This is a genomic window from Paraburkholderia sp. Ac-20340, from assembly GCF_017104965.1.
Taxonomy (GTDB): Bacteria; Pseudomonadota; Gammaproteobacteria; order Burkholderiales; family Burkholderiaceae; genus Paraburkholderia.
The window spans coordinates 21,735-45,058 of sequence record NZ_JAAGPR010000006.1; the positions used below are offsets into that span (position 1 = coordinate 21,735).

Consider the following 23,324-nt stretch of genomic DNA (forward strand, 5'->3'; position numbering starts at 1 on the left):
TTCGCTGATGCACGTTCCATTCCGGCCTGCGGTTCTGCTGCCTTGCTGGTGCCTGACTGCGGCTTTGCTGCGTGCGGCCGGGTGGTCTCCCGTGGATGTCTCGCTGGCGCGCCGCTTGCGCCGTGGCCGCGCACGGGTCACGACAGTGGTCATGACGGCCAGTGCAGACGATACCTCATTGTGACCTGCCGATGTGGCATGGCCAGGGCCGCAGTGACACATTTTGGCAAGCTGCGCGTGATAACGCGCCAGTTCGATGCGGTGCGCATCGAATGGTCTGCGGATAGAAACGGCGGGGGATCAGCGTTGCGGGCGTGCGTCGTGCTCGTGCATCAATGCGGCGATGGCATCGTCCAGCACCTGGCGCGCGTCGCGATGCGGCGAGTGTCCGCCCGCTTCGAGCGTCAGTACGCGCGCATGCGGCACCTGCGTGCCGATGGCCTCGATCTGCGCGAGCGTGCCGTATTGGTCGTCGCGCGCCTGCACGGCGAGCAGCGGGGCGCGAATCGACGCAATCTCGCCGACGATGTTCCACGCGCGAAAAGCCGGATCGAGCCAGATGTCATTCCAGCCGTAGAACGCGGATTCCACGTCGTCGTGATAACGCGCGAGCCTGGCGCGCAGCCCGTCGGTCTCGAAGGCGGTTTTTGCTGCGCGGATGCTCGCGACGGAAATGTCCTCGACAAAGACGTGTGGCGCGATCACGACGGCACCGGCCAGCGCGTCGGCGAAGCGCGCCGCATACAGCAGGGCGATCGATGCGCCGTCGCTATGGCCGATCAACCACATCTGCGATCGCTCGTGCGCGCCGATGCCGATGGCATCGAGCAAGGCGGGCAGAACGTCGTGCGCCTGCCGCGCCATGAAATCGAGCGGCCAGCGTTGCGCATGCGCGCGCGGCGTGGAGCGCCCATAGCCCGGCCGCGAATAGACGAGCCCGCGCAGCCCGAGCCGCTCGCACAGCGCATGCGGCCAGTCCTTCCACATCGCCACGGACCCCAGTCCTTCGTGCAGAAACACGGCAAGCGGCGCGTGCGCCTGCGTCACGCCAACCCAGCGATATTCGATCGTGCAGGCCACGCGCGCGCCCTGGGCCGCGAGTTCGACGAAGCGGCTGTCGCTCATGCCGATCCGCCCGGCGTCTGGAACTGTTCGCGCAGGCGAAAGCGCTGGATCTTGCCCGTGGCGGTCTTGGGCAGATCGTCGACGAACAGGATGTCGCGCGGATATTTATGTGGCGCGAGCCGCGTCTTCACGAAGGCTTTGAGCGTCAGCGCGAGATCGGCAGGGGCGGTCTGGGCGGCGCGCGCCTCGGGCTTGAGCACGACGAACGCGCAGGTTTTCACGAGCCCGTCCTGCTCGACGCCGATCACGGCCGCTTCGAGCACCGCTTCGTGCTGCACGAGCGCCATTTCGACTTCGATCGGCGAGACGTACTGGCCGCTGACCTTGAGCATGTCGTCGCTGCGGCCCGCGTAGACGTAGCAGCCGCCCGGCTGACGCCGGTATTTGTCGCCGCTCCTGACCCAGTCGCCCTGGAAGGTCGCGCGCGATTTTTCGCGATTGTTCCAGTACATCAGCGCGGCGCTCGGGCCGCGAATATAAAGATCGCCGATTTCGCCATCGGGCACGGGCCGGCCCGCTTCGTCGCGCAGTTCGATCTCGTAGCCCGGCACCGGGCGGCCCGTGGTGCCGTATTCGACTTCGCCGGGACGGTTCGAGAGGAAGATATGCAGCATCTCCGTGGAGCCGATGCCATCGAGAATATCGCTGCCGAAATGACGGCTGAAACGCTCGCCGATCTCGCGCGGCAAGGCTTCGCCGGCCGAGGTGCAGATGCGCAGCGCGACGTCGGTGCGCGCGGGCAGCGCGGGCGAGGCCATCATGCTCGCGTAGAGCGTGGGCACGCCGTAGAAGATCGTCGGGCGATGCCGGACGAGGCGCACGAAGACGGCGTCGGCGGTCGGGCGTTCCGCCATCAGCACGGTGGTCGCGCCCACGGAGAGCGGGAAGGTCAGGCCGTTGCCCAGCCCGTAGGCGAAGAACAGCTTCGCGGCGGAAAACACCACGTCGCTTTCGCGGATGCCGAGTATCGGTTTCGCATAGTTCTCCACGGTCCAGTAGAGATTCGCGTGCGTATGCACGGTGCCCTTGGGTTTGCCCGTCGAGCCCGACGAATAGAGCCAGAAGGCGATGTCGTCGCAGCCGGTGGGTGCGGCGCGGGTGGCGGGCGGGGCGGACTCGATCAGTTCGTGCAGGAGATGGTATTCGCGCGCATCGGGTTTTAAAGCGTCGGGCATTAAAGCGTCGGACTCTAAAGCCTCGGGCGGCTGGGAAACGACCAGCAGGCAATCGCTGCCATGCGCCTCATCGAGCGCGGCGCTCACGACCGGCCATAGCGCGCCCGAAGCGATCACCAGGCGCGCGCGGCTGTGCGTGAGCATATACACATAGTCGGCGGGCGTGAGCAGCGTGTTGACCAGCACCGGCACGACGCCCGCGTGCAGCGCGCCAAGAAAGGCCACGGGCAACTCGACGGTATCGAGCATGATCAGCAGGATGCGTTCTTCGGCACGCACGCCGAGTGCGCGCAGCGCAGCGGCAAAGCGCAGGGCACGCGCTTCGAGTTCGCCGTACGCGAGCGTGCCGTGATCGTCGATATAGGCGGTCTGGGTGCTGCGCGCCGCGTTGAGCGCGAACAGGTGTGCCGCGAAGTTGAACTGCGCGGGAGGCGGCGCGGCCGCCGCTACGCATTCGCGCGCCGCAAGCGGCGGCGCTGCCTGAATATCCACGTTGCTGTCTCCGCTGTCTTTCGTCGGCTCGCGTCGCGGGCGGACGGTTGTCGTTGTGAGCGCTACGGTATCGGGGGATGGCTGGGAGATTCGAATTGATACGGATTGCCTGGTAAATAGGTATTGGCGAGTATTTGCCCGCCTACCGGCCACCTGCCGATGCCGTGCAGGCGGCGTCGCAGAGAGCCGTGATCCGGCCGGGGAATCCTTGCGAGGGCTGGGGTCTCCTTGGCGGGTTTGTCGTTTGGACGACTTTTATCGGAAAATCAGGGACCAACAAGGTGCGTGTCAAGCACTATAGTACATAAAACCAGGTTGAGAGGCCTCTGAAGATGAAGCAAACGTATATCGCCGAATCGCCGGCGAGCGACGTGACGGACAACGCCCAGGCCCGCGAGGGGGCCGAGGCGGCAAGCGGCGCGCGCAGCGAGCGTGATCCTTTCCTGACCGCGATGGGCGAGCGCGTGCGCATGCTGCGCGCGCGCCGCGGCATGACGCGCAAGGCGCTGGCGGCGGAGACGGGGCTCTCCGAGCGCCATCTGGCGAATCTGGAGTCGGGCGTGGGCAATGCCTCGGTGCTGGTCCTGCGGCAGATCGCGGCCACGCTGAACTGCGCGCTGGCCGAAGTGATCGGCGATGTCACGACTTCATCGGCGGAATGGTTGTTGATCCGCGAATTGCTGCAGGGGCGTGATCCGGCTGCCTTGCAGCGCGCGCGCGTGGCGCTGGCGGACATGTTCGCGCAAACGCCCGCCGACCCGCACCGCAACGAACGCATCGCGCTGATCGGTCTGCGCGGCGCGGGCAAATCCACCTTCGGGCGGATGCTGGCGCAGGAACTCAAGGTGCCGTTCGTCGAACTCACGCGCGTGATCGAGCAACTGGCCGGCTGCCCGCCGGCGGAAATCCATTCGCTATATGGCGCGAGCGCGTATCGCCGCTACGAGCAGCGCGCGCTGGACGCCGTGATCGCCGAACATGCGCGCGCCGTGATCGCCTTGCCGGGCGGGCTGGTGTCGGAGCCGGCGACCTTCAATACCTTGCTCGCGCACTGCTTCACGGTCTGGTTGCAGGCCGCGCCGGAAGACCATATGCGCCGCGTGATCGCGCAAGGCGATCTGCGCCCGATGTCGGGCAATAACGAGGCGATGGACGATCTCAAGCGCATTCTCGCGGGCCGCAGCGAGCTTTATGGCCGCGCGGATATGCGTTTCGATACCAGCGAAAAAACGCTTGCCGATGCCTATCTGCAACTGCGCGACCGGCTGGCGGCGCGGCTGGGCGCGGAGCCCGTGCGTATCGATTGAAGCCGGGCGGGTGCGCAGATGCATTTTGCTTCATGGTTTACCCGTCGCGCGGCGTAATATGCACTAAAGTGTTTTACATGGGTTGGGTGCTGCACTATCGTTCAATGAAACGAGAGGCACATTCCCGCAATGTTCTCGATACCGGAGACGCCCATGGCCGCCGCAGACACGCCTGTCGCCCCGCCGCCTGTCCAGTCCGCTTCATCCGTTCCTCACTCCAGCGAAGCGGCCCGCACCCAGCGGGTCGATTACCGCACCGATCCCTCGCAGTATCGCCACTGGACCTTGAGCGTCGATGGCGTCGTCGCGACGCTCGGCATGGATGTCGCCGAAGACGGCGGAATTCGCGAGGGTTACCGGCTCAAGCTGAATTCGTACGATCTGGGCGTCGATATCGAGCTCTACGACGCGTTGCAGCGCATCCGCTTCGAACATCCGCAAGTGCGCAGCGTCGTCGTCACGAGTCTCAAGGAGCGCGTGTTCTGCTCGGGCGCGAACATTTTCATGCTGGGCCTTTCCACGCACGCGTGGAAGGTCAACTTCTGCAAGTTCACCAACGAAACGCGCAACGGCATCGAGGATTCGTCGCGGCATTCGGGGCTCAAATTCATTGCTGCCGTGAACGGCGCCTGTGCGGGCGGCGGTTATGAACTGGCGCTCGCGTGCGATGAAATCCTGCTGGTGGACGATCGCTCGTCGACGGTCGCGTTGCCGGAAGTACCGTTGCTCGGCGTGCTGCCCGGCACGGGCGGTCTCACGCGCCTGACCGACAAACGCAAGGTGCGTCACGACCGCGCCGATATTTTCTGCACCGTGGCCGAAGGCATCCGCGGCGAGCGCGCGAAAGCGTGGCGTCTCGTCGACGATGTGATCAAGCCGAACCGTTTCGCCGACACCGTGCGCGCGCGCGCACTTGCGCTGGCCGCGCAGAGCGATCGTCCCGCCGACGCGCAAGGCGTCGCGCTCACGCGTATCGAGCGAGTCGAACATGAAGGTGGATTGAGCTACGCGACTGTCGACGTATCGATCGATCGCGCGAAGCGCACGGCGACGTTCACCGTGAAGGCGCCGGATCTTTCGGCGTCGCCATTGCCGGAAAGTGTCGATGCGATCGTTGCCGCTGGCGCCGCATGGTGGCCGCTGCGCGTCGCGCGCGAACTCGACGATGCGATTCTCTCGATGCGCAGCAACGAACTGGAAATCGGCAGCTGGATTCTGAAAACAGTGGGCGATGCGCGCGCCGTGCTGGCGGCCGATGCGGTCTTGCTTGCGCATCGCGATCACTGGTTCGTGCGCGAGACGATCGGCATGTTGCGCCGCACGCTCGCGCGTATCGATGTGTCTTCGCGCTCGCTGTTCGCGCTGATCGAACCGGGCTCGTGCTTTGCCGGCACGCTGGCCGAACTCGCGTTTGCGGCGGATCGCAGCTATATGGCGGCGCTGCCGTCGAATCAAGACGAAGAGCCGGTTATTACGCTATCCGAAGCAAATTTCAGTCTGTATCCGATGGTCACGCAGCAGTCGCGACTGGCGCGGCGTTTCTACGCGGAAACTGAGCCGCTCGATGCTGCGCGTGCGCAGATCGGCCGCGCGCTCAAGCCGCTGGAAGCCGAGGCGCTCGGGCTGATCACCGCCGCGCCCGACGATATCGATTGGGCCGACGAAATCCGCATCGCGCTGGAAGAGCGCGCCGCGATGTCGCCGGATGCGCTCACCGGCCTGGAAGCCAACCTGCGCTTCAATGGCGTGGAAACGATGGAGACGCGTATCTTCGGGCGTCTTTCGGCGTGGCAGAACTGGATTTTCAATCGCCCCAACGCTGTTGGCGAGAAAGGCGCGCTCAAGGTGTACGGCAAGGGCAGCAAGGCGCAATTCGATCCCACGCGCGTTTGATTGCGCACGCAAGGAACCGACATGTCCACGATCCCGTCGACGATCAACTACAGCGACAAGATTCCGAACAACGTCAATCTCGCCGATGACCGCGCGCTGCAGCGCGCGCTCGAACAATGGCAGCCGAACTTTCTCTCGTGGTGGGGCGACATGGGACCGGAAGGCTCGCACGGTTTCGACGTTTATCTACGCACCGCAGTGAGCGTGGATGCTGGAGGCTGGGCGCATTTCGATCACGTGAAAATGCCCGATTATCGCTGGGGTATTTTTCTCGCGCCGGGCGACGCGGACCGCAAGATTCACTTTGGCGCGCACAAGGGCGAGGCCGCGTGGCAGGACGTGCCGGGCGAGCATCGCGCGAACCTGCGCCGCATTATCGTCACGCAAGGCGATACGGAACCGGCTTCCGTCGAGCAGCAGCGGCATTTGGGACTGACCGCGCCGTCCATGTACGATCTGCGCAATCTCTTTCAGGTGAATGTGGAAGAGGGGCGGCATTTGTGGGCGATGGTGTATCTGCTGCATCGACACTTTGGCCGAGATGGTCGTGAGGAAGCCGAAGCATTGCTGGAGCGTCGTTCTGGCGACGACGACAACCCACGCATACTCGGTGCATTCAACGAAAAAACGCCGGACTGGCTGGCGTTTTTCATGTTCACCTATTTCACCGATCGCGACGGCAAGTTCCAGCTTTCCGCGCTCGCCGAATCGGGCTTCGATCCGCTTGCCCGCACCACGAAATTCATGCTGACCGAAGAAGCGCACCATATGTTCGTGGGCGAATCGGGCGTTTCGCGCGTGGTGCAGCGCACGGCGCAGGTCATGAACGAACTCGGCACCGACGATGCGAAGCGCCTGCGCGAAGCGGGCGTGATCGATCTGGAAACGATTCAGCGCTACCTGAATTTCCACTACTCGGTAACGATCGACCTGTTCGGCGCCGATCATTCGTCGAATGCGGCCACGTTTTACAGCGCGGGCCTCAAGGGACGCTATGAAGAAACAAAGCGCGACGACGATCATCAACTCGAAGGCCAGACGTATCGCCTGCTCGACGTGCAGGACGGCAAACTCGTCGAGCGTGAGGTGCCGATGCTCAACGCCATGAACGAAGTCCTGCGCGACGATTACATCAAGGATTCGGTGGCGGGTGTGAACCGCTGGAACAAGGTGCTGGAGAAGGCGGGTATTGCGTTGCGGCTGAGTGTGCCGCACAAGGCGTTCAACCGGCGTATCGGCACGTTTGCGGGCGTGCGCGTCGCGCCGGATGGCCGCGTGATCGACGAAGCGCAATGGGCCGCGAACGAGGCGAACTGGCTGCCCAGCGCCGATGACCGCGCCTATGTGGCCTCGCTCATGGGGCGCGTGGTCGAGCCCGGCAAGTTCGCCAACTGGATCGCGCCGCCTGCGATGGGCATCAATCGCCAGCCCGTCGATTTCGACTATGTGCGCTTCGATTGAATCGACGTTCTTATGGACACTCCCGTTGATACGCTCAGGCAGCATCTGATCGATCCTGAGATCTGCATTCGCTGCAATACCTGCGAAGAGACCTGCCCGATCGATGCGATTACGCACGACGGCGTCAATTACGTCGTCAAGGCCGAGGTCTGCAACGGCTGCATGGCATGCGTGCCGCCGTGCCCGACCGGGGCGATCGACAACTGGCGCACGGTGCTTAAGAGCGCGGCTTATAGCCTCGACGCTCAATACGGCTGGGACGAATTGCCCGCGCAGAATGCAGCGGTGCCGCAACTGGCGCAGGAAACCGCCCCCGCGGATGCGCGCGAAGATGCGCCGGTTGCCGCGTCGGATACCGTGCGCGGATCGACGGTGCCGCCGTGGTCGGCGGCGCGGCCCTATGTGCAGCTTTACACGCACAAGACGCCGGCCACGGCGATCGTGGTCGGCAATTACCGCCTCACCGACGCCGCCGCGCCCAGCGACATCCACCATATCGTGCTGGACTTCGGCGCGCTGTCTTTTCCGGTTCTGGAAGGGCAGTCGATCGGCATTCTGCCGCCGGGTACGAGCGCCGATGGCCGCCCGCATCACGCGCGCCAGTATTCGATTGCGAGCCCGCGCGATGGCGAGCGTCCCGGTTACAACAACGTCTCGCTCACCGTCAAGCGCGTGACGCGCGAGCACAGCGATGCCACGGACGGCGTGTGCTCGAACTATCTCTGCGATCTGAAAAAGGGCGATGTGGTGACGGTGATCGGCCCGTTCGGCAACACGTTCCTGATGCCGAACCACCCGGGTTCGCATCTGCTCATGATCTGCACAGGCACCGGCTCCGCGCCGATGCGCGCGATGACGGAGTATCGGCGTCGCCGCAGGCCAGGCGAAGCGACCGGAAAACTCATGCTGTTCTTCGGCGCACGCACGAGCGAGGAATTGCCTTATTTCGGACCGCTGATGAATCTGCCGAAGGATTTTATCGATACCAATCTGGCTTTTTCGCGCGCGCCCGGGCAGCCAAAACGCTATGTACAGGACGCCATGCGCGAGCGCGCCGGTGACGTCGCACAATTGCTGAAAGACGGCAACACGCACATCTACGTGTGCGGACTCAAGGGCATGGAAGACGGCGTGCTGCAAACCCTGGCCGATATCGCCGCCGCCCACGGCATGGCGTGGGCCGCGCTCTGGGAACAACTCAAGCGGGAAGGGCGGCTGCACCTGGAAACGTACTGACGCGGCCGATCGAAACCTCCTGGCAAAACCGCACTCCAAACCAGGCAAAAAGCATTTAAGCACGATCGTTCGCAACAAGGTAGGATGTCGGAATCGCGTGGTGCCCGGCGCGGGCGCCGCACGCTCAACTGATGGAGACCTTTTGCCCATGAACCTCGTTTCCGAACTGCCCGCTGGCCTGACCGGCCTCGAACAATTGCAGCAGATGATCAAGAACGGCCGCGTTGCGCCCATCGGCGAAACGTTGGGTTTCAAGCTGGTGGAAGTGGAGGAAGGACGCGTCGTATTCGAAGGCATGCCCGGCCTGCACGCCTATAACCCGATCGGTACGGTGCACGGCGGCTATGCGGCCACGCTGCTCGATTCGGCTTGCGGTTGCGCGGCGCACTCGCGTCTCGCGGCGAATCAGGGCTACACCACGCTCGAACTGAAGGTTGCCTATCATCGCGCGATGACGGCCAGCACTGGGCCGGTGTACGCCGAAGGCCGCGTGTTGACCATCGGCCGCCGCGCCGCGTTCGCGGAAGCGACGATCAAGGATGCGGCCGGCAAGCTCTACGCTTCGGCTACGTCCACGCTGCTGGTGTTCGAGCGCGAGGCCGGCTGACGCCAGAAGAGACACAAAGACGGCATCCAGAAGGCACACGGGATTCGGGCGGGTTATCGTTAGATGTTTCGAGAACCCGACCCGTTTCGCCGCTGCCAGAGCACCATGGCCTGCGCTCGCCGCGGCGGCGAATCTCCTGAGCGAAGGGGGCAAGCATGGATGCTGCGCGCAGGCGCGTCGTCGCGACGCTGGGAGTGAGCGCACTGGCGGCGCTGGGGCGCTTACGTGCGGTGCGGGCCGCGCCGCCGGCTGCGTCTGCATCGGCATCTGCATCGGCACCTGCGCTCGAAACAGTCGCCACTTTCCGCGATCAATTCAGGCTCGCGGGTATCGGCGTGACGCGCACGGGCCGTGTGTTTGCCGCTGCGCCTTCTGCCCTCAAGCGCTCGCGTTTCAGCGTGGTCGAAGTCGATCTGCGCAGCGGCGCGTTGCTGCCGTTTCCTGATGCCTACTGGAATGCCTACAAGCCGCACAAGCCAGGAGACCGCCAATGGGTCTGCGTGCAGGCGCTCTGGGTGGACGAGCGCGATCGACTCTGGGTACTCGATTCGTCGTTGCCTGGTGCGGACAGGCGTCTGCAGCCGCCCAAACTCATTCAATTCGATATCGATAAAGCCGCGCCCGTGCGGCCTTATACGTTTGGAAACGCCATTACGCCGGCCGATGCGCCCAACGATGTGCGTATCGATCTTCAGCACGGTTATGCGTACATCAGCATCGCGGGCAATCGTGGCGGCGTGCTGGTCGTGCGCCTGAGCGACGGACTCGCGCGGCTCGCGCTGGCGGGCGACCGTTCGGCGATGGCCGATCCGTCGCAGCATCTGGTGCTGGACGGGCGCGTGGCGCGCGGCCCGGACGGCAAGACCTTCACGATGCAGACCAACGGCATTGCGCTCTCGCCGCAGCGCGACTGGCTCTACTATCGCGCGCTCACCGACCATCACTACTGGCGCGTGCCGACCGACGCGCTGATCGACGCTACGCTCCCGGCCACCGTGCTTTCGCAACAGGTGCAATCGCTCGGCGATTACGCGCTTGCAGCAGGCCTGTTGATGGGCGCGGACGGCACGCTATACGGTGGCGATCTCGAACATCGTTCGGTGATCGCACTCACGCCGGCGGACCGGAACGGCCAACCGGGTTTCACGCAGCGCACGCTCGTAGACGGCGCTGGTCACATCACCTGGGCCGATAGTTTCGCATTGCAGAATAATGATCTCTATTTCGCCGATTCGAACTGGCATGAACTGAATGCGTTGAATGGCTATCCGCGCAAGGATCGCGTATCGATCTTTCGTATCAAGCTGCCGCCGCAACCTGTGGGACTCTTTGCGGGTTGATCGATGCAGACGCCCGCGCCATTGGGTGGCGCGGGCCGATCAAAAGCGGCATCAGAGGGCGCCGTGCGCCTTGTCTTCGACCAGCTTCACGAGCGTGTGCAGCATGCGGTTGGCGGGCGTGGCAACGCCCAGCGCCTCGCCGCGTTGCACGACGAAACCGTTGAGATGATCGATTTCGCTGCGCTTGCCGCGTGCGAGATCCTGCGCCGTGGACGAATACTGCTCCTGCATGGTCTCGGCGATACGGCTCACGGCCGCGTCTACATCGGCGGGCAGCGTGACGCCGTCGGCCTGCGCGACGGCCTTGCATTCGGCCACCACGTCGCGCATGGCGTCGCGCACGCCCACGCCTTGCACAAGGCGACCATACGGCAATTGCGAAAGCGCCGAAAGCGCGTTGTACGCGCAGTTCAGAATCAGCTTCGACCAGAGCGCGCCGCGCACATTCGCGGAGATTTCCGTGGGCACGCCCGCAGCGATCAACGTCTGTGCGACCGCTTCGCTGCTGCGCGACGGCTCGATCACCAGTTCGCCGCGCCCGTTGTGGCGCACGTGACCGGGACCGGCCATGCCGCTCGCCACGTAGACGACGGCAGCGGCCACATCCTGCGAAATCGTCTTGCGCAGACGATCGGCGTTATCCACGCCGTTTTGCAGCGTGAGCACCAGCGCATCGGCAGGCAGATGCGCCGCGATCGACGCGCCCGCGCTTTCGGTATCGGTCGATTTCACGCAGAACAGCACGAGCTGCGCACCGGCCACAGCGGAAGCTTCCGTGCTTGCGTGCAGATGCGGCGCGCCGATGCGTTCGTCGAAAGTCTGCGCTTCGAGCCGCAGCCCGTCGCGTTCGATCGCTTCGACGTGCTGCGGACGGCCGATCAACACGACATCGTGTCCCGCGCGCGCAAGCATGCCGCCGTAATAGCAGCCCACCGCGCCTGCGCCCATGATGGCAACTTTCATCTGCATGACTCCGTGCTCAATGTAGTTGTGCGTGCAACAAATGCCAATATGGATGTGCCGCCGCGCCGGATTTAACGCAGTTCGAAACCGAGTGCGTTGAGCGCGTCGCGCAGGCGGTCGCGGCCATGCAGCGATTCGCGGCTGCGCCAGCGCGCGAGCGAACGCGAGGTCCAGCCCGCTGCGCTTTGACCTTGCGAGGTCTGGAATGCGCCGATGGTTTCGTCGTATTGCGCGATGCCTGCCGGTTGCGAAGCGGCGTCGTATTGCTCGCGATGGAGCACGACCGGCTGCGGCAAACGCGGTTTGATCTGCGCGGCTTGCGATTCATCGGCATAACCCACGCACAGGCCGAACACCGGCAACACGCGCGGCGGCAGGCCGAGTTCGGCGGCGACCTGCTCGGGCTGATTGCGGATCGCACCGATATACACCGCGCTCATGCCGAGCGATTCGAGCGCCACCACGGCATTTTGCGCCGCGAGCGCCGCGTCGATCACGCCGACGAACAGCGTTTCCAGATAGTGCAGGCCTTCGGCGCTGGCGTTGGTGCGCTCGGCGGCGGCTTCGAGACGGTTGAGGTCGGCGAGCCAGACGAGGAACAGCGGCGCTTCGCGGATCTGCGACTGATTCGAAGCGAGCGCCGAAAGACGCGCCTTGCGCTCCGGGTCTTCGATGGCAACCACGCTCCAGGTCTGCAGATTCGACGACGTCGAAGCCGATTGCGCGGCGGCGATCAGCGTTTCGAGCGTGCCTTCGGGCAGCGGCTTGTCGGCGTAATTGCGGACCGAACGGTGTGCGAGCAGCGAATCGAGCGTCTCGTTCCAGGCCGGCAGCGGCGCGCTCCAGGGCGTGCCGTAGCGGGTTTCGAGAGCACGTTGAGCGGGGGCGATGGACGTTTCGGGCGAGGTGAGGGTGGACATCGGGTCTTCTACTCCGGCAAAGACGATTGAAAGCGGTGCGCCAGGGCGCGAGCGCCGTATGGTACATGGGCTGCGCGAATGGTGCTTGCGATGCCCTGCCGGCGGGTTGCCGCCCAGGATCGCCGCTCAACCGTTCTGGACGGTCACGCCTTCATGGGCGAGTTCCAGCGCGTCCACCGCCACCTCGTTGCCGTCGGCCTTCAGGTCGGTGCCGGTGACCTTGACCGGAAAGGCGTTCTTCAGCGTCCACATCATCGTGGTGTTGCCCTTTTCGTCGAGCAGCTTGATCACCACCGGCACGCGCTTGATCGTGTTCATCTTGATCTGCGAGAACCAGGCGCTGAATTTGTCGTCGTTGGGCACCATGCCCTTCTTCAAGATCACGTTGCCGAGCTTGCCGATGCCGGGCATCTTCACCGTGGAGAACGGCTTGCTGTCGGCGGCGCGATATTCGATGACCTGGCTTGCCGTCTCCAGGCCCGTCACTTCCTGGAACACCAGACCCTGCCAGTCGCCGATGTCGACGGAAAAATGAAACGTCGGCAACGGCCAGGTGCCCGGGTCCTGTACGTCGTTCGTCATGGTCGATTCTCCTTTGCGATGCGATGCCGTGGCGCGAAACGTACGAAGAATGAGACGCACGGTATAGACGCGCAATGAAATTCGAAGAAAATCCAGTTGTGGACCGCGTGAAAAAAGTAAGAAAAATCGGAAAAAATTACTCCGAAACAATAACGCTCATTGCTGTGCTGAATGAGTTAGGTGCTATCGGATATTGAACTCGCAAACGTTTTCGCAAGAGATATTGGCCTCAATAAACGAGGCTGTTGTGCAAATCAGGGCGCACTCCAGCGGCACGACGCCGGCGTGCCGGGCGTCACGCAATCATGCCTGAAAATAGGGTCCATGCGTGCCGGGTGGCTTAAAAACCGCCTGGATCGAACGCGTCACGCATCCGGTTTGCAGTCAACAGCGCTCTTGCTGTCACGCATTTGATGTTGGTTGTCCGCGCACCCAGGGTAATGCGATTTGGGAATACCGATGTCAAAACCCAACACCTTACAAATTCAATTTATTAAGGTATGTTCACTAACGCTCGAATCGTGTAATTTCGCGACTGATTCATCGGTTTATGGCCCGCATCATCAATCAAAATATTCGGGCCAAAAAGAAAAGAACTACAGATTGACCGGGGGCGACCACTGCCGGTCGCATTTGAAAAACTGCGTCGGTAGCTGAGTCGGCGCGGCAAGAATTCAGGATAACAATGAATCGCGTATATAGCGTCGTCTGGAATGCCGGACGCGGGGAATGGCAGGTGGCGGGGGAACTGGCGAAGCGGCATGGAGGCAAGTCCAGGGGGACTTTGTCGGCTCGCCGTATCACCCAGGCAATCTCGGGTCGCAGTCTGGTGCCTGGCGCACTGGCGATGGCCGTGGCGGGCGCTTTGGCTTTGATGTCGGCGCCGGACGCACACGCCGTTGGCGTAGGCGCTACATGGACGAGCGGCGACTATGCGGTTTCTGCGAGCCAGCTCGTTGGCGGAACCTCGGACGAAATGGGCATGCAGGCCGTGGGGTCGCTCGGCACGCTGTCCAATAGCGGAACCATTTCCGGTTACGACTATGGTTTCTATAGCGATGCCAGCACGATCGCCTCCATTGCCAACAGCGGCACCATTCGCAGCGACATATACGGCTTCTTCGTCGACAGCGGCACGATCGGCACGGTTACCAACACGGGAACCATTTCCGGTATCTATGGCGTCGTGAACGTCGGCACCATTGCCAAGTTCATCAACAGCGGCGTGATTTCCGGCGCCTATGGCATGCTCAACTACGGCTCGATCGGGACGCTGATCGACACGGGAATGATCGCCGAGAGCGGGGCGGATATCACGATCGGCAGCGGGAGTGTCAGCAGCCCAACGCTTTCCTTGTTGAGCGAAGGCGTCATCGGTACCTTGATCGGGACGGGTATTTACAACGAGGTGTCGATCACCGGAATTACCAACAACGGTACGATCGCGGCGGGCACGGGCTTGACCATCCAGGCCTCGCCAGGCACAGAGATTCTCTCCGGCATCTATAACGACGCCACGGGCACGATCGGTACGCTGACCAACAACAGCACCGGCCTGATCGGCGGCGCGTCGGCTGGAACGGGTATTTTCAATCTTGGCACGATAGGCGCGCTGACCAATAGCGGGACGATTTCCGGCAGCGCCGCAGGCATCGTGAACCAGGGCACGATCGGCACGTTGACCAACACCGGGAGCATCTCCGGCGGCAACGAAGGCATTCTGAACGAAGGCAGCATCGGCACGCTGATCGACGCGGGCTCGATCACCACGGCTGGCGCGGATATCACGATCGCCAGCGGCAGCACCATCACCGCTCCAGCGCTTTCGCTGTCCAATAGCGGCGTTATCGGTACGTTGATCGCAACCGGCCTCTACAACGCCGTGTCGATCACCGGCATTACCAATAGCGGCACGATCGCGGGCGGCACGGGTCTGAGCATCACGAGCGGCGTGTCGAACGCGCTGGTGGCCGGCATTTACAACGACGCGGCCGGCACGATCGGCACTGTGACCAACAACAGCGACGGCGTGATCGGCGATACCGCGTCGGAAGTGGGGATCGCCAATTACGGTTCGATCGGCGTGCTGGACAACAACGGCACGATCGCCGGCGGCCTGGCCAGCTTCAACGGCGGCACGCTTGGCACCTTGAGCAATGGCGGCACGATCGACGGCAGCCAGATCGGCTTGGCGAACACCGGCACGATCGATTCGCTGAGCAATAGCGGAACGATTTCGGGCAGCACCGCCGCCGTCTATAACTTCTCCGCGATCGGCACGCTGAGCAATACGGGCACCATTTCGGCCACTGACTACGGCATCTTCAACTACGGCGGCTCGATCGGCTCGCTGACGAACAGCGGTTCGGTGATCGGCGGCGACACGGGGCTCGATAGCAGTGGCGGCACCATCGGCACGCTGAGCAATAGCGGCACGATTCTCGGGACGATCAATAGCGGGATTCTGGCGAACAGCGCCATCGACACGCTCGATAACAGCGGCCTGATCTCTGGCGGCGTCAATGGCATCGTCAATTCCGGTAGCACCGGCACGCTGGATAACAGCGGCACGATCGCTGGCGGAACCTATGGCGTCTATAACGATGGCACGATCGGCGCGCTGAACAATAGCGGCACGATTTCGGGCGGCCAGTTTGCGATCTATAACCAGACGACCGGCACGCTCGGCTCGATCCATAACACCGGTGTGATCGCTGGCAATATCGCCAATCTGTCCAGCAGCGCGCTGACGATTTCCGGCGCAAGCGGCACGAGCTTCGGCACGCTCACCGGCTATAACAATACGATCGGCACGATTACCAGCGCCGCGGACGTCAACTTCAGCAGCGGCAATATCCTGCTGAACGACTACATCAACGTCGGTAGCGGGACGGTGAGCAATACGGCCGCGACGCTGGAAGTCGACAGCGCCGTCACGATCACCGGCAATTACACCCAGGGCCAGGCGGCCACGCTGCTTGTCGGTGTGTCGAGCGGCACGAGTTACGGCTCGCTGGTCGTCAGCGGCAACACGACGATTGCCTCGGGTTCGTCGGTCGAACTCAAGAGCAGCAATGGCTATGGCTTCGCGGCCGGGCAGCGCTACGTCGTGGTCCAGACGGCAGGCACGGCCGCGTATAACGCCGGCACCCTGAACTATTCGATCGCGGGTTACAGCGCAGGCGCGACCGGCAGCAGCGTGACGGAATCGAACGGCAACACCGATCTGGTGGTGACGCTCAACAGCACCGATTCGGGCTCCGGCACCGATTCGGGTTCCGGTTCGGGCGGCGGCACGTCGAGCAGCGGGTCCTACGCTTCGCGCGCCACGCAATCGAATGCAGTGAACGTGCTGACGGGGCTGCTCGGCTACACCGGGACCAGCAACGCGCAGTTGCTGAATCTCTACGATGCAACGCTGGCCGCGATCGAGAGCGGTGGCAGCGGCGTGGCCAATCGCCTGGGCAACCAGCTTTCGCCGCTGCAGACGACGCACGTGGGTTCCGTTTCGACGCTGGACGCCATGAACGTGGTCGGCACCCACCTGGATGCAATGCGGATTGCCCAGGGACAGGGCGCGACCGGCCTCGCCACGGGTGACAGCCCGCTGAACTGGACCGCGTGGGGTCAGGCTTTCGGCGGTCATGCCAGCCAGAGCGAACGCGACAACGTGGCAGGCTATAGCGCGAATTACGGCGGTCTCGTGCTGGGCGCCGACCGTGCTTTCGGCGACGCCTGGCGCGTCGGTGGCGCGTTCCATTACTCGCACACGGCGACCAACTATAGCGACGATCAATCCGGCGATAGCGCGGGCGTCAATGCGTTTGGCCTGATCGGCTATGCGAGCTACCAGGGCGCGCCGTGGTACGTCAACCTCTCGGGCGCACTCACGCAGCAGCACTACGACACGACGCGCGTGGTCAGCATGACCGGCTACGAAGGCGTGGCCAACGGCAGCTTCAACGGTCAGCAGTACGCGCTGCACGCGGAACTGGGATGGCCGCTCGCCGTGGCCAGCGCCACGCTGACGCCGCTGGCGAGCCTCACGTACAGCCGCCTGAACCAGTCCGGCTACACGGAAACCGGCGGTAACGGCGCCGCGCTCACGGTGGGCAGCACGGGCAGCAATTCGTTGCGCAGCGCGCTCGGTGCGAAGCTGGAGAAGGCGTACCAGACGTCATATGGCACGCTCGTACCGATGATCTGGGCGCAGTGGATTCACGAGTACGACCAGACTCGCCAGACTTCGGCTGCGTTCTTCTCCGGTGCCGCGAACGAGACCGGCTTCACCACGACGGGCGCCACGCCGGTGTCGAATCTGGCGGATATTTCGCTGGGTGTGACGCTGGTGCGCGCGAACAACCTGAGCCTGTCGATGCGTTATGACCTGCAGGTGGGGTCGGGCTTTGTGTCGAACACCGGCATCCTCAGGCTTCAGCAGAAGTTCTGAGCGCTCGGCGGCCGTCGTCTGTGAATAGCCGATGTGCCGGCCAGCATCCGGCATGCGGGTCCGACTCGATCACCCTGGTGGTCTTTCGTCGGACCCGCATCGCTGGCAACCGTGTGTCGCTGCTTCGATGCTGGCGGTGCGTGTAGCGGCAGACGTAGAAGGTCAACGTCTCGCACGCTCTGCTCGTGAGCATTCCAGTCATTCTCAAGGCGATCTTCAGCTTCGCCGAAACCCATTCAAATTACGATAAAAATAGGAATGGGAAAGAATCGGAAAGATAACCCGCTTGGCATTCAATTCCTGATGACAGCAGCCATGTCATTGCCGCGAGTTTCAATTCATTTAGCAAGCCGGATTATTGAGGCGCAATGCGTGCGGCCGGGACGCTGCCGTGCGGCTGCTTCGGCTGCTGCGGCTGCTGCGTTCAAAGTAATCCATCTCCGCCACGGCTGAACGGGAACGGCCTTGTATGATACGCATGCAAGCCGCGCGCAGACCTGTTACGGTACTCGGCGCAATATCGCCTCCATCGCTCTCAAACGATCGCTGTCACTTCCATGTCGAACCAGGCCAGCCAGCAAACCTTGAGTCTTTCAGAAGCGCTTCAGCGAGCGCACGCCCATTGGAACGCCGGCCAGGCCGATCAGGCCGAGCAGTATTGTCAGCGAGTGCTGGCTGCGTGGCCCGGCCAGGCCGACGCGTTGCATCTGCTCGGTTTGATGGCGCACAGCTACGGCAATCTCGATCTTGCGATTGCGCATCTGCGCCAGGCCTGTATGGCGCCGCGCGCGCCAGCGGTCTATTCGAGCAATCTGGCCGAGATGTTGCGCCAGAAAGGGCTGCTCGCCGAAGCCGAAGAGGCCGGGCGGCGCTCGGTGGCCATGGACCCGTCGCACGCGCCGGCATGGAACAACCTCGGTATCGTGCTGCAGGAAGCCGGCAAATTCGAAGAGAGCCGCGTTTGCCTCGAACGCGCCGTCGCGCTCAAGGCCGATTGGTCCGAGGCCTGGAACAATCTCGCCAACACCAGCCGCCGTCTGGGCCGTCTCGATCTGGCCGAGTCGCATTATCGGCAGGCTCTGGCGCTCAATCCCGAAGCCGCCGAGGTGCATAGCAATCTCGCCTTCCTGCTGTCCACGCAAGGCCGCGCCGACGAAGCCGAGGCGCTGGCGCGGCGTGCCATCGACCTGAATCCGCAACTGGCGGACGCTTACCTGAATCTGGCCGATGTGGAAATGTCGCGTCGCCGCTACCCGTCGGTGCTGCGCGTGCTCGACATGCTGCGCGCGTTCGCGCCGCAACATCCGGGCGGCCTGATCGCTTACGCAAAGGCGCTCGCGCATGTCGGGCGCAGCGAAGAGGCGCTCGTGTTTGCGCGCCAGGCGGTGGCGCTGACGCCGCAAAACGCCGACGCGCATCACACGCTGGCCATCGTGCTGCAAACCCACGGCCACACCGACGAGGCCCTCGCAGCTTACGGCCAGGCGGCGCAATTGCCGGGCACCGTGGCCGAGGAGGCGATGCACGGCCGCGCGCTATTGCTGCTGGAAGCCGGCCGTAAAGACGAGGCAATGGCCGCGTTCGATCAGGCGCTGCAGACCTTTCCCGACTCGGCGCTGCTGCTCGCCGGTCGCGCCAACGCCCGCACCTTCCGCGCGGGCGACGCGGATTTTGCCGTGCTCGAAGCATTCGTCGCCGAAGAGGGCCGCCGCGCGCAACCGGAACGTATCTCCGTGCACTTCGCGCTTGGCAAGGCCTACCTCGACGTGAACGATCCGGTCCGTGCATTCCATCACCTCGAGCGCGGCAACCGCATGAAGCGGTCTGGCTTCGCGTACGACGCGGCCGCCATGGGCGAGTGGATGGCGCGCGTCGCCGCCGCGTTTCCCGCCGACCTGCTCGCGCGCCTGAAGGGCGCGGGCGCGCAATCGGACATGCCGGTGTTCGTGATCGGCATGCCGCGCTCCGGCACCACGCTGATCGAGCAGATTCTGTCGTCGCATTCGCAGGTAACCGGCGCGGGCGAATTATCGGCGCTGCGTCATGTGGTGGAAGCGCGCGGCGCTTTCCCGGAGTTCGTCGGCAAACTGGACGCCGAAGCCGTTGCGGATCTGGGGCGCGACTATCTCAGACGCACGGCGCCGCTCGCCAACGGCCGGCGCTATCTCGTCGACAAGATGCCCTCGAACTTCGTCTATGCGGGCCTCATCGCGCTCGCGCTGCCGGGCGCGCGCATCGTCCACGCGCGACGCGACGCGGCGGATACCTGCCTGTCGTGCTACACGAAGCTGTTCAGTGGCGACCAGTTGTTCGCCTACGACCAGACCGAACTGGGCCAGTTCTACGGCGATTACGCGCGCTTGATGGCGCATTGGCGCGCGATACTGCCCGCCGATCGATTCATCGAAGTGGACTACGAAGCCGTGGTCGACGATCTGGAAGGCGAGGCGCGCCGCCTCGTCGACTTCCTCGGACTGCCCTGGGACGATGCGTGCCTGCGCTTCTACGAAAACCGGCGCGTCGTGCGTACCGCGAGCGTCAACCAGGTGCGCCAGCCGATTTATCGCAGCTCGAAAGGGCGCTGGCGCGAGCACGCCGACCATATCGGCGAGTTGCTGGCCGCGCTCGGGATCGCACCATGACGACGCTCGACACCGCACAGGTGCGCGAAGTCGAACAGCAGGCGCGGGCGCTGCTCAACGCGGGTCAACTGGAAGAGGCGGAGGCGCTGCTGCGTCCGTATCTCGCTTCGGGCACGGGCCCGCTGCTGCTGTGGCGGCTGCTTGTTGCGGCGATCCGTCCGCAGGGCCGCATCGCCGAGACGCGCGCGATCCAGGAAATGCTGGTCGCGAGCATTCCGGGCGATCTGGGGACACGCTTCGATCTGGCGGAAACGCTGCTGCTGATGGGCGAATTCGAGCGTGGCTGGCGCGAGTATCGCTATCGATACAGCCTCGCGCACACCACGTCGATCGAGCGCAAGGTGCAGATGCCGCGCTGGAACGGTCAGCCGATGCCCGGCAAGACCCTGCTGATTCACGACGAACAGGGTTTCGGCGATACGTTCCAGTTCATGCGCATGGTGGCGTGGGCGAAGGCGCAAAGCGGCGCACGTGTGGTGTTCGAGGTGAATCCGGCGACGCATTCGCTGGCGCAGCGCATGGAAGGCTTCGACGACCTCGTGGTGCGCGGCACGCTGCCGCCGCGCTTCGACATGCATTGCGAACTGATGAGCCTGCCGATGAGCATGGCGCTCAAGCCGGCGGATCTGCCGGGCAGGGTGCCGTATCTGAGCGCCGACGCCGCGCGTATCGACAAGTGGCGTGCGCGCCTGGCCGGTCTGCCGCGTCCGCTCGTGGCGCTCGTGTGGGCCGGCCGGCCGACGCACTTCAACGACGCCAACCGCTCGATGAACCTCGCGCAACTGGCGCCGCTCGCGCAGTCCGGCGCGACCTTCGTGTCGATCCAGAAGGGACCCGCTTCGGAGCAGACCCAGCAGCCGCCTGCGGGCATGCGCGTGGTGTCGCTCTCGGACGACATCGACGATTTCGAGGATACGGCAGCGATCCTGAGCATCGCCGATCTGCTGATTTCGGTGGACTCGTCACCCGTGCATCTGGCGGGCGCGCTGGGCCGGCCCGCCTGGGTGCTGCTGCCGTTCGTGCCGGACTGGCGCTGGCTGCTCGAACGCGACGACACGCCGTGGTATCCGTCGGTACGTTTGTGGCGGCAGCAAAAGCGTGGCGACTGGGGCAGCGCGATCGAGCGGGTCGCGCAGGCACTGACGGGCTGGGCGGCGGCAAGACAGGGTGAAGGGACGAACTGACGGTGACGATGCTACGAAATAGCCTGCGGCAGGTGGGCGGGCTGGCGGCGCTGGTCGCCTGTCTGTTCATGGGCGGCTGCGTTGGAATGGATCGCAACGAACGCGCCGATACGCTGGCCGCAAGCGCCGGGCTCAAGCGCGAGCAGATCGCCACCGACGCCTTCGTGCTGACCGCATTTGTGCGCGTGACGCGGCCCGATGCGCCAATCGACGTCTATATCGAAGGCGACGGTCTGGCGTGGATATCGCGCACCGAACCGTCGCTCGATCCGACGCCGCGCGAACCCACTGGCCTCGCGCTCGCTGCGGTCGATCCTGCGCCCAACGTCGCCTATATCGCGCGCCCGTGCCAGTACTCGCCGATGTCGGAGAATCCGCGTTGCGCCGTTGCGTACTGGACCGACAAGCGCTTTTCGTCCGAGGTGGTGAGCGCGATGAACGCGGCCGTGGACCAGATCGCCGCGCGCGCGCCGGGGCAGCTGGTGAACCTGACCGGCTACTCCGGCGGCGGCGCGATTGCCGTGTTGCTGGCGGCGCAGCGGCGCGACATCGGGCTGCTCCGGACGGTGGCGGGCAATCTCGACGACGAGTATGTGAACGCGATCCATCACGTTTCACCGATGCCCGGTTCGCTCAATCCGATCGATTTTGCGTCGCGTGTCGGCGCGCTCGCACAGGTGCATTTCAGCGGCGCTGACGATACGATCGTGCCACCCGAAGTGGCGCGTCGTTTCGTGGCCGCCGAGGGCGGCGCAAAGTGTGTGGATGTGCAGCTTGTTGCGCATATGACGCACGGGGGCGAATGGCAACAGCAATGGCCCCGGTTGTTGAGCGTTGCGCCGTCATGCATGACAAGCGCGGACACGCATGCGCATTGAAACCCTCGCGTCATGGCAGATGAGACGCGGGTGAGCGGTAAACTACAGCTTATTGTTGAAACCGAAAGCGAAAAAATCATGGACGCGACCCAGCAACTAGACCTCGCCAGCCTGCTTGAAACTCACTGGCCGCTTGTCGTCGAAGCCTACCCTGCGGGTTTGCCGATGGCGTCGATCGGCAACTCTGCGCCGAAGGTTGCCGTGCTGCAGAGTATCGGCGTTCTGGACATGCTGCTGAAGATCGACGACGACTTCAGGAAAACCGTATCTGCGGTGGCAGAAGGACGCGACGTCAACGCGCTGACCGAGGCCGATTTTCGAACGATCGCGTCCCGGTACGCGCAGTGGTATCGCGCGGGTAAGTAACGCATACGTGACGCTATCCGCAGGCCACACGCAATTCATCCCGCTGCAATCATCAGCGCGCCCGTGGCCACGAGCGCGCCTTGCCAAAGCCAATCGAAGTTAATCCAGCCACGCCGAAGAATGCCAAGCCCAACGTATTCATAGGCGATCAGCGCAATGACGGCGGTGGTCGCGAGCGTCACTAGCGTATGCAGCGCGGTAAACGCCGCAGAAACCGCAAACGGACCGCCAACGAAATGCCCCGAGCCACTGCCGCAGACCGGCAGCAGCGCGGGCATCAGCATCAGACCTGCACCGTGCAGCGTCGCCATCAACGCGGACCATCCCGCAAGGCCGATAAAGCCCACCGTCATGCCCACGCGCACGCGATGTCTGTGGCCATAAGCGTGCTGCCACGCGGCCCAGCCGATCAGCAACGCGCCGAGCATCCAATGCAGCCCATCGCTGGCAAGCGGCGTCACCCACGCGCCGAGCGCCGCGATCGAACTCGTGAACAGCAGAATGGACGCGGCGTGCCCGAGCGCGATGGGCGGCAGCGCCATCAGCAGCGCGCCGCGACTGCCGCGCTGCAAGCCGAGCGCCGTGGCGAACAGCCAGCCCATCGCGGGATTGGCGCCGTGAAAGACGCCGCTTGCGACCACGGCGCTCCACGCGGCCCAATGCGCGCTCACGGTGCCAGCGAAGCTTTCCATGCCGCTGGCGC

At 64.0% G+C, this 23,324-nt stretch carries 18 protein-coding genes; 12 read left to right on the forward strand and 6 right to left on the reverse strand.

Annotated elements, in window-relative coordinates:
• Window positions 1-300 precede the first annotated feature (300 nt).
• Together G3N59_RS09290 and G3N59_RS09295 are read right to left on the reverse strand one after the other, a co-directional pair.
• Window positions 301-1,125 carry an alpha/beta fold hydrolase gene (locus G3N59_RS09290; RefSeq protein WP_205982298.1) on the reverse strand — a complete coding sequence of 275 codons (825 nt, stop codon included), beginning with the start codon at window positions 1,123-1,125 and terminating at the stop codon, window positions 301-303.
• Window positions 1,122-2,786, reverse strand: coding sequence for a benzoate-CoA ligase family protein (locus G3N59_RS09295; protein ID WP_205982643.1), 1,665 nt, complete (start codon window positions 2,784-2,786; stop codon window positions 1,122-1,124). Before G3N59_RS09295 ends, G3N59_RS09290 begins: the two co-directional genes overlap by 4 nt.
• 338 nt (window positions 2,787-3,124) lie before the next feature.
• On the opposite strand from G3N59_RS09295, the gene G3N59_RS09300 reads away from it, so the two are divergent.
• The 6 genes from G3N59_RS09300 (at window position 3,125) to G3N59_RS09325 (ending at window position 10,636) form a co-directional block, all read left to right on the forward strand.
• Complete coding sequence (locus G3N59_RS09300) at window positions 3,125-4,099, forward strand: helix-turn-helix transcriptional regulator (RefSeq protein WP_205982299.1); 975 nt, start codon at window positions 3,125-3,127, stop codon at window positions 4,097-4,099.
• 153 nt (window positions 4,100-4,252) lie between these two features.
• Window positions 4,253-5,992 (forward strand): 2,3-epoxybenzoyl-CoA dihydrolase, encoded by a 1,740-nt coding sequence (boxC, locus tag G3N59_RS09305; protein WP_205982300.1) that lies wholly within the window; start codon window positions 4,253-4,255, stop codon window positions 5,990-5,992.
• Window positions 5,993-6,013: 21 nt separating this feature from the next.
• On the forward strand, window positions 6,014-7,453 hold the full coding sequence (gene boxB, locus G3N59_RS09310; protein WP_205982301.1) for a benzoyl-CoA 2,3-epoxidase subunit BoxB: 1,440 nt from the start codon (window positions 6,014-6,016) through the stop codon (window positions 7,451-7,453).
• Between the two features lie 12 nt (window positions 7,454-7,465).
• Window positions 7,466-8,689, forward strand: a complete 1,224-nt coding sequence (boxA, locus tag G3N59_RS09315) for a benzoyl-CoA 2,3-epoxidase subunit BoxA (RefSeq protein ID WP_205982303.1) — start codon at window positions 7,466-7,468, stop codon at window positions 8,687-8,689.
• 148 nt (window positions 8,690-8,837) lie between these two features.
• Window positions 8,838-9,296, forward strand: a complete 459-nt coding sequence (locus tag G3N59_RS09320) for a PaaI family thioesterase (protein WP_205982304.1) — start codon at window positions 8,838-8,840, stop codon at window positions 9,294-9,296.
• A gap of 155 nt (window positions 9,297-9,451) precedes the next feature.
• Window positions 9,452-10,636, forward strand: a complete 1,185-nt coding sequence (locus G3N59_RS09325) for an L-dopachrome tautomerase-related protein (protein ID WP_205982305.1) — start codon at window positions 9,452-9,454, stop codon at window positions 10,634-10,636.
• 51 nt (window positions 10,637-10,687) lie between these two features.
• On the opposite strand, the gene G3N59_RS09330 is transcribed toward G3N59_RS09325, so the two are convergent.
• From G3N59_RS09330 to G3N59_RS09340, 3 genes are all read right to left on the reverse strand, one after another.
• Window positions 10,688-11,599, reverse strand: a complete 912-nt coding sequence (locus G3N59_RS09330) for a 2-dehydropantoate 2-reductase (RefSeq protein WP_205982306.1) — start codon at window positions 11,597-11,599, stop codon at window positions 10,688-10,690.
• A gap of 71 nt (window positions 11,600-11,670) precedes the next feature.
• On the reverse strand, window positions 11,671-12,519 hold the full coding sequence (locus G3N59_RS09335; protein WP_205982307.1) for an NADPH-dependent oxidoreductase: 849 nt from the start codon (window positions 12,517-12,519) through the stop codon (window positions 11,671-11,673).
• Between the two features lie 126 nt (window positions 12,520-12,645).
• Window positions 12,646-13,101, reverse strand: coding sequence for a phage tail protein (locus G3N59_RS09340; protein ID WP_205982308.1), 456 nt, complete (start codon window positions 13,099-13,101; stop codon window positions 12,646-12,648).
• Between the two features lie 74 nt (window positions 13,102-13,175).
• Here G3N59_RS09340 and G3N59_RS37275 point away from each other — a divergent pair, with 74 nt between their 5' ends.
• From G3N59_RS37275 to G3N59_RS09365, 6 genes are all read left to right on the forward strand, one after another.
• On the forward strand, window positions 13,176-13,298 hold the full coding sequence (locus G3N59_RS37275) for a hypothetical protein (RefSeq protein ID WP_277397904.1): 123 nt from the start codon (window positions 13,176-13,178) through the stop codon (window positions 13,296-13,298).
• Window positions 13,299-13,786: 488 nt separating this feature from the next.
• Window positions 13,787-17,551 (forward strand): autotransporter domain-containing protein, encoded by a 3,765-nt coding sequence (locus G3N59_RS09345; protein ID WP_205982309.1) that lies wholly within the window; start codon window positions 13,787-13,789, stop codon window positions 17,549-17,551.
• A gap of 557 nt (window positions 17,552-18,108) precedes the next feature.
• Window positions 18,109-20,193, forward strand: coding sequence for a tetratricopeptide repeat-containing sulfotransferase family protein (locus tag G3N59_RS09350; protein ID WP_205982310.1), 2,085 nt, complete (start codon window positions 18,109-18,111; stop codon window positions 20,191-20,193).
• On the forward strand, window positions 20,190-21,377 hold the full coding sequence (locus G3N59_RS09355; RefSeq protein WP_205982311.1) for a glycosyl transferase family 8: 1,188 nt from the start codon (window positions 20,190-20,192) through the stop codon (window positions 21,375-21,377). The genes G3N59_RS09350 and G3N59_RS09355 overlap by 4 nt, the downstream gene beginning before the upstream one ends.
• An 8-nt stretch (window positions 21,378-21,385) precedes the next feature.
• On the forward strand, window positions 21,386-22,255 hold the full coding sequence (locus G3N59_RS09360) for an alpha/beta hydrolase (protein ID WP_205982644.1): 870 nt from the start codon (window positions 21,386-21,388) through the stop codon (window positions 22,253-22,255).
• Window positions 22,256-22,267: 12 nt separating this feature from the next.
• Complete coding sequence (locus G3N59_RS09365; protein ID WP_205982312.1) at window positions 22,268-22,621, forward strand: hypothetical protein; 354 nt, start codon at window positions 22,268-22,270, stop codon at window positions 22,619-22,621.
• Between the two features lie 35 nt (window positions 22,622-22,656).
• Here G3N59_RS09365 and G3N59_RS09370 read toward each other — a convergent pair whose 3' ends face one another.
• The gene (locus G3N59_RS09370) at window positions 22,657-23,313 is read right to left on the reverse strand and encodes a hypothetical protein (protein WP_205982313.1); all 657 of its coding nucleotides are present in this window, start codon (window positions 23,311-23,313) and stop codon (window positions 22,657-22,659) included.
• Between the last annotated feature and the right edge of the window lie 11 nt (window positions 23,314-23,324).

Excerpts from the sequence above, each read along its gene's own strand:
- G3N59_RS09290 (WP_205982298.1), bottom strand. The coding sequence starts at position 1,125 with ATGAGCGACAGCCGCTTCGTCGAACTCGCGGCCCAGGGCGCGCGCGTG.
- G3N59_RS09300 (WP_205982299.1), top strand. The coding sequence starts at position 3,125 with ATGAAGCAAACGTATATCGCCGAATCGCCGGCGAGCGACGTGACGGAC.
- boxC (WP_205982300.1), top strand. The coding sequence starts at position 4,253 with ATGGCCGCCGCAGACACGCCTGTCGCCCCGCCGCCTGTCCAGTCCGCT.
- boxB (WP_205982301.1), top strand. The coding sequence starts at position 6,014 with ATGTCCACGATCCCGTCGACGATCAACTACAGCGACAAGATTCCGAAC.
- boxA (WP_205982303.1), top strand. The coding sequence starts at position 7,466 with ATGGACACTCCCGTTGATACGCTCAGGCAGCATCTGATCGATCCTGAG.
- G3N59_RS09320 (WP_205982304.1), top strand. The coding sequence starts at position 8,838 with ATGAACCTCGTTTCCGAACTGCCCGCTGGCCTGACCGGCCTCGAACAA.
- G3N59_RS09325 (WP_205982305.1), top strand. The coding sequence starts at position 9,452 with ATGGATGCTGCGCGCAGGCGCGTCGTCGCGACGCTGGGAGTGAGCGCA.
- G3N59_RS09330 (WP_205982306.1), bottom strand. The coding sequence starts at position 11,599 with ATGAAAGTTGCCATCATGGGCGCAGGCGCGGTGGGCTGCTATTACGGC.
- G3N59_RS09335 (WP_205982307.1), bottom strand. The coding sequence starts at position 12,519 with ATGTCCACCCTCACCTCGCCCGAAACGTCCATCGCCCCCGCTCAACGT.
- G3N59_RS09340 (WP_205982308.1), bottom strand. The coding sequence starts at position 13,101 with ATGACGAACGACGTACAGGACCCGGGCACCTGGCCGTTGCCGACGTTT.
- G3N59_RS37275 (WP_277397904.1), top strand. The coding sequence starts at position 13,176 with ATGAAATTCGAAGAAAATCCAGTTGTGGACCGCGTGAAAAAAGTAAGA.
- G3N59_RS09345 (WP_205982309.1), top strand. The coding sequence starts at position 13,787 with ATGAATCGCGTATATAGCGTCGTCTGGAATGCCGGACGCGGGGAATGG.
- G3N59_RS09350 (WP_205982310.1), top strand. The coding sequence starts at position 18,109 with ATGTCGAACCAGGCCAGCCAGCAAACCTTGAGTCTTTCAGAAGCGCTT.
- G3N59_RS09355 (WP_205982311.1), top strand. The coding sequence starts at position 20,190 with ATGACGACGCTCGACACCGCACAGGTGCGCGAAGTCGAACAGCAGGCG.
- G3N59_RS09360 (WP_205982644.1), top strand. The coding sequence starts at position 21,386 with ATGCTACGAAATAGCCTGCGGCAGGTGGGCGGGCTGGCGGCGCTGGTC.
- G3N59_RS09365 (WP_205982312.1), top strand. The coding sequence starts at position 22,268 with ATGGCAGATGAGACGCGGGTGAGCGGTAAACTACAGCTTATTGTTGAA.
- G3N59_RS09370 (WP_205982313.1), bottom strand. The coding sequence starts at position 23,313 with ATGGAAAGCTTCGCTGGCACCGTGAGCGCGCATTGGGCCGCGTGGAGC.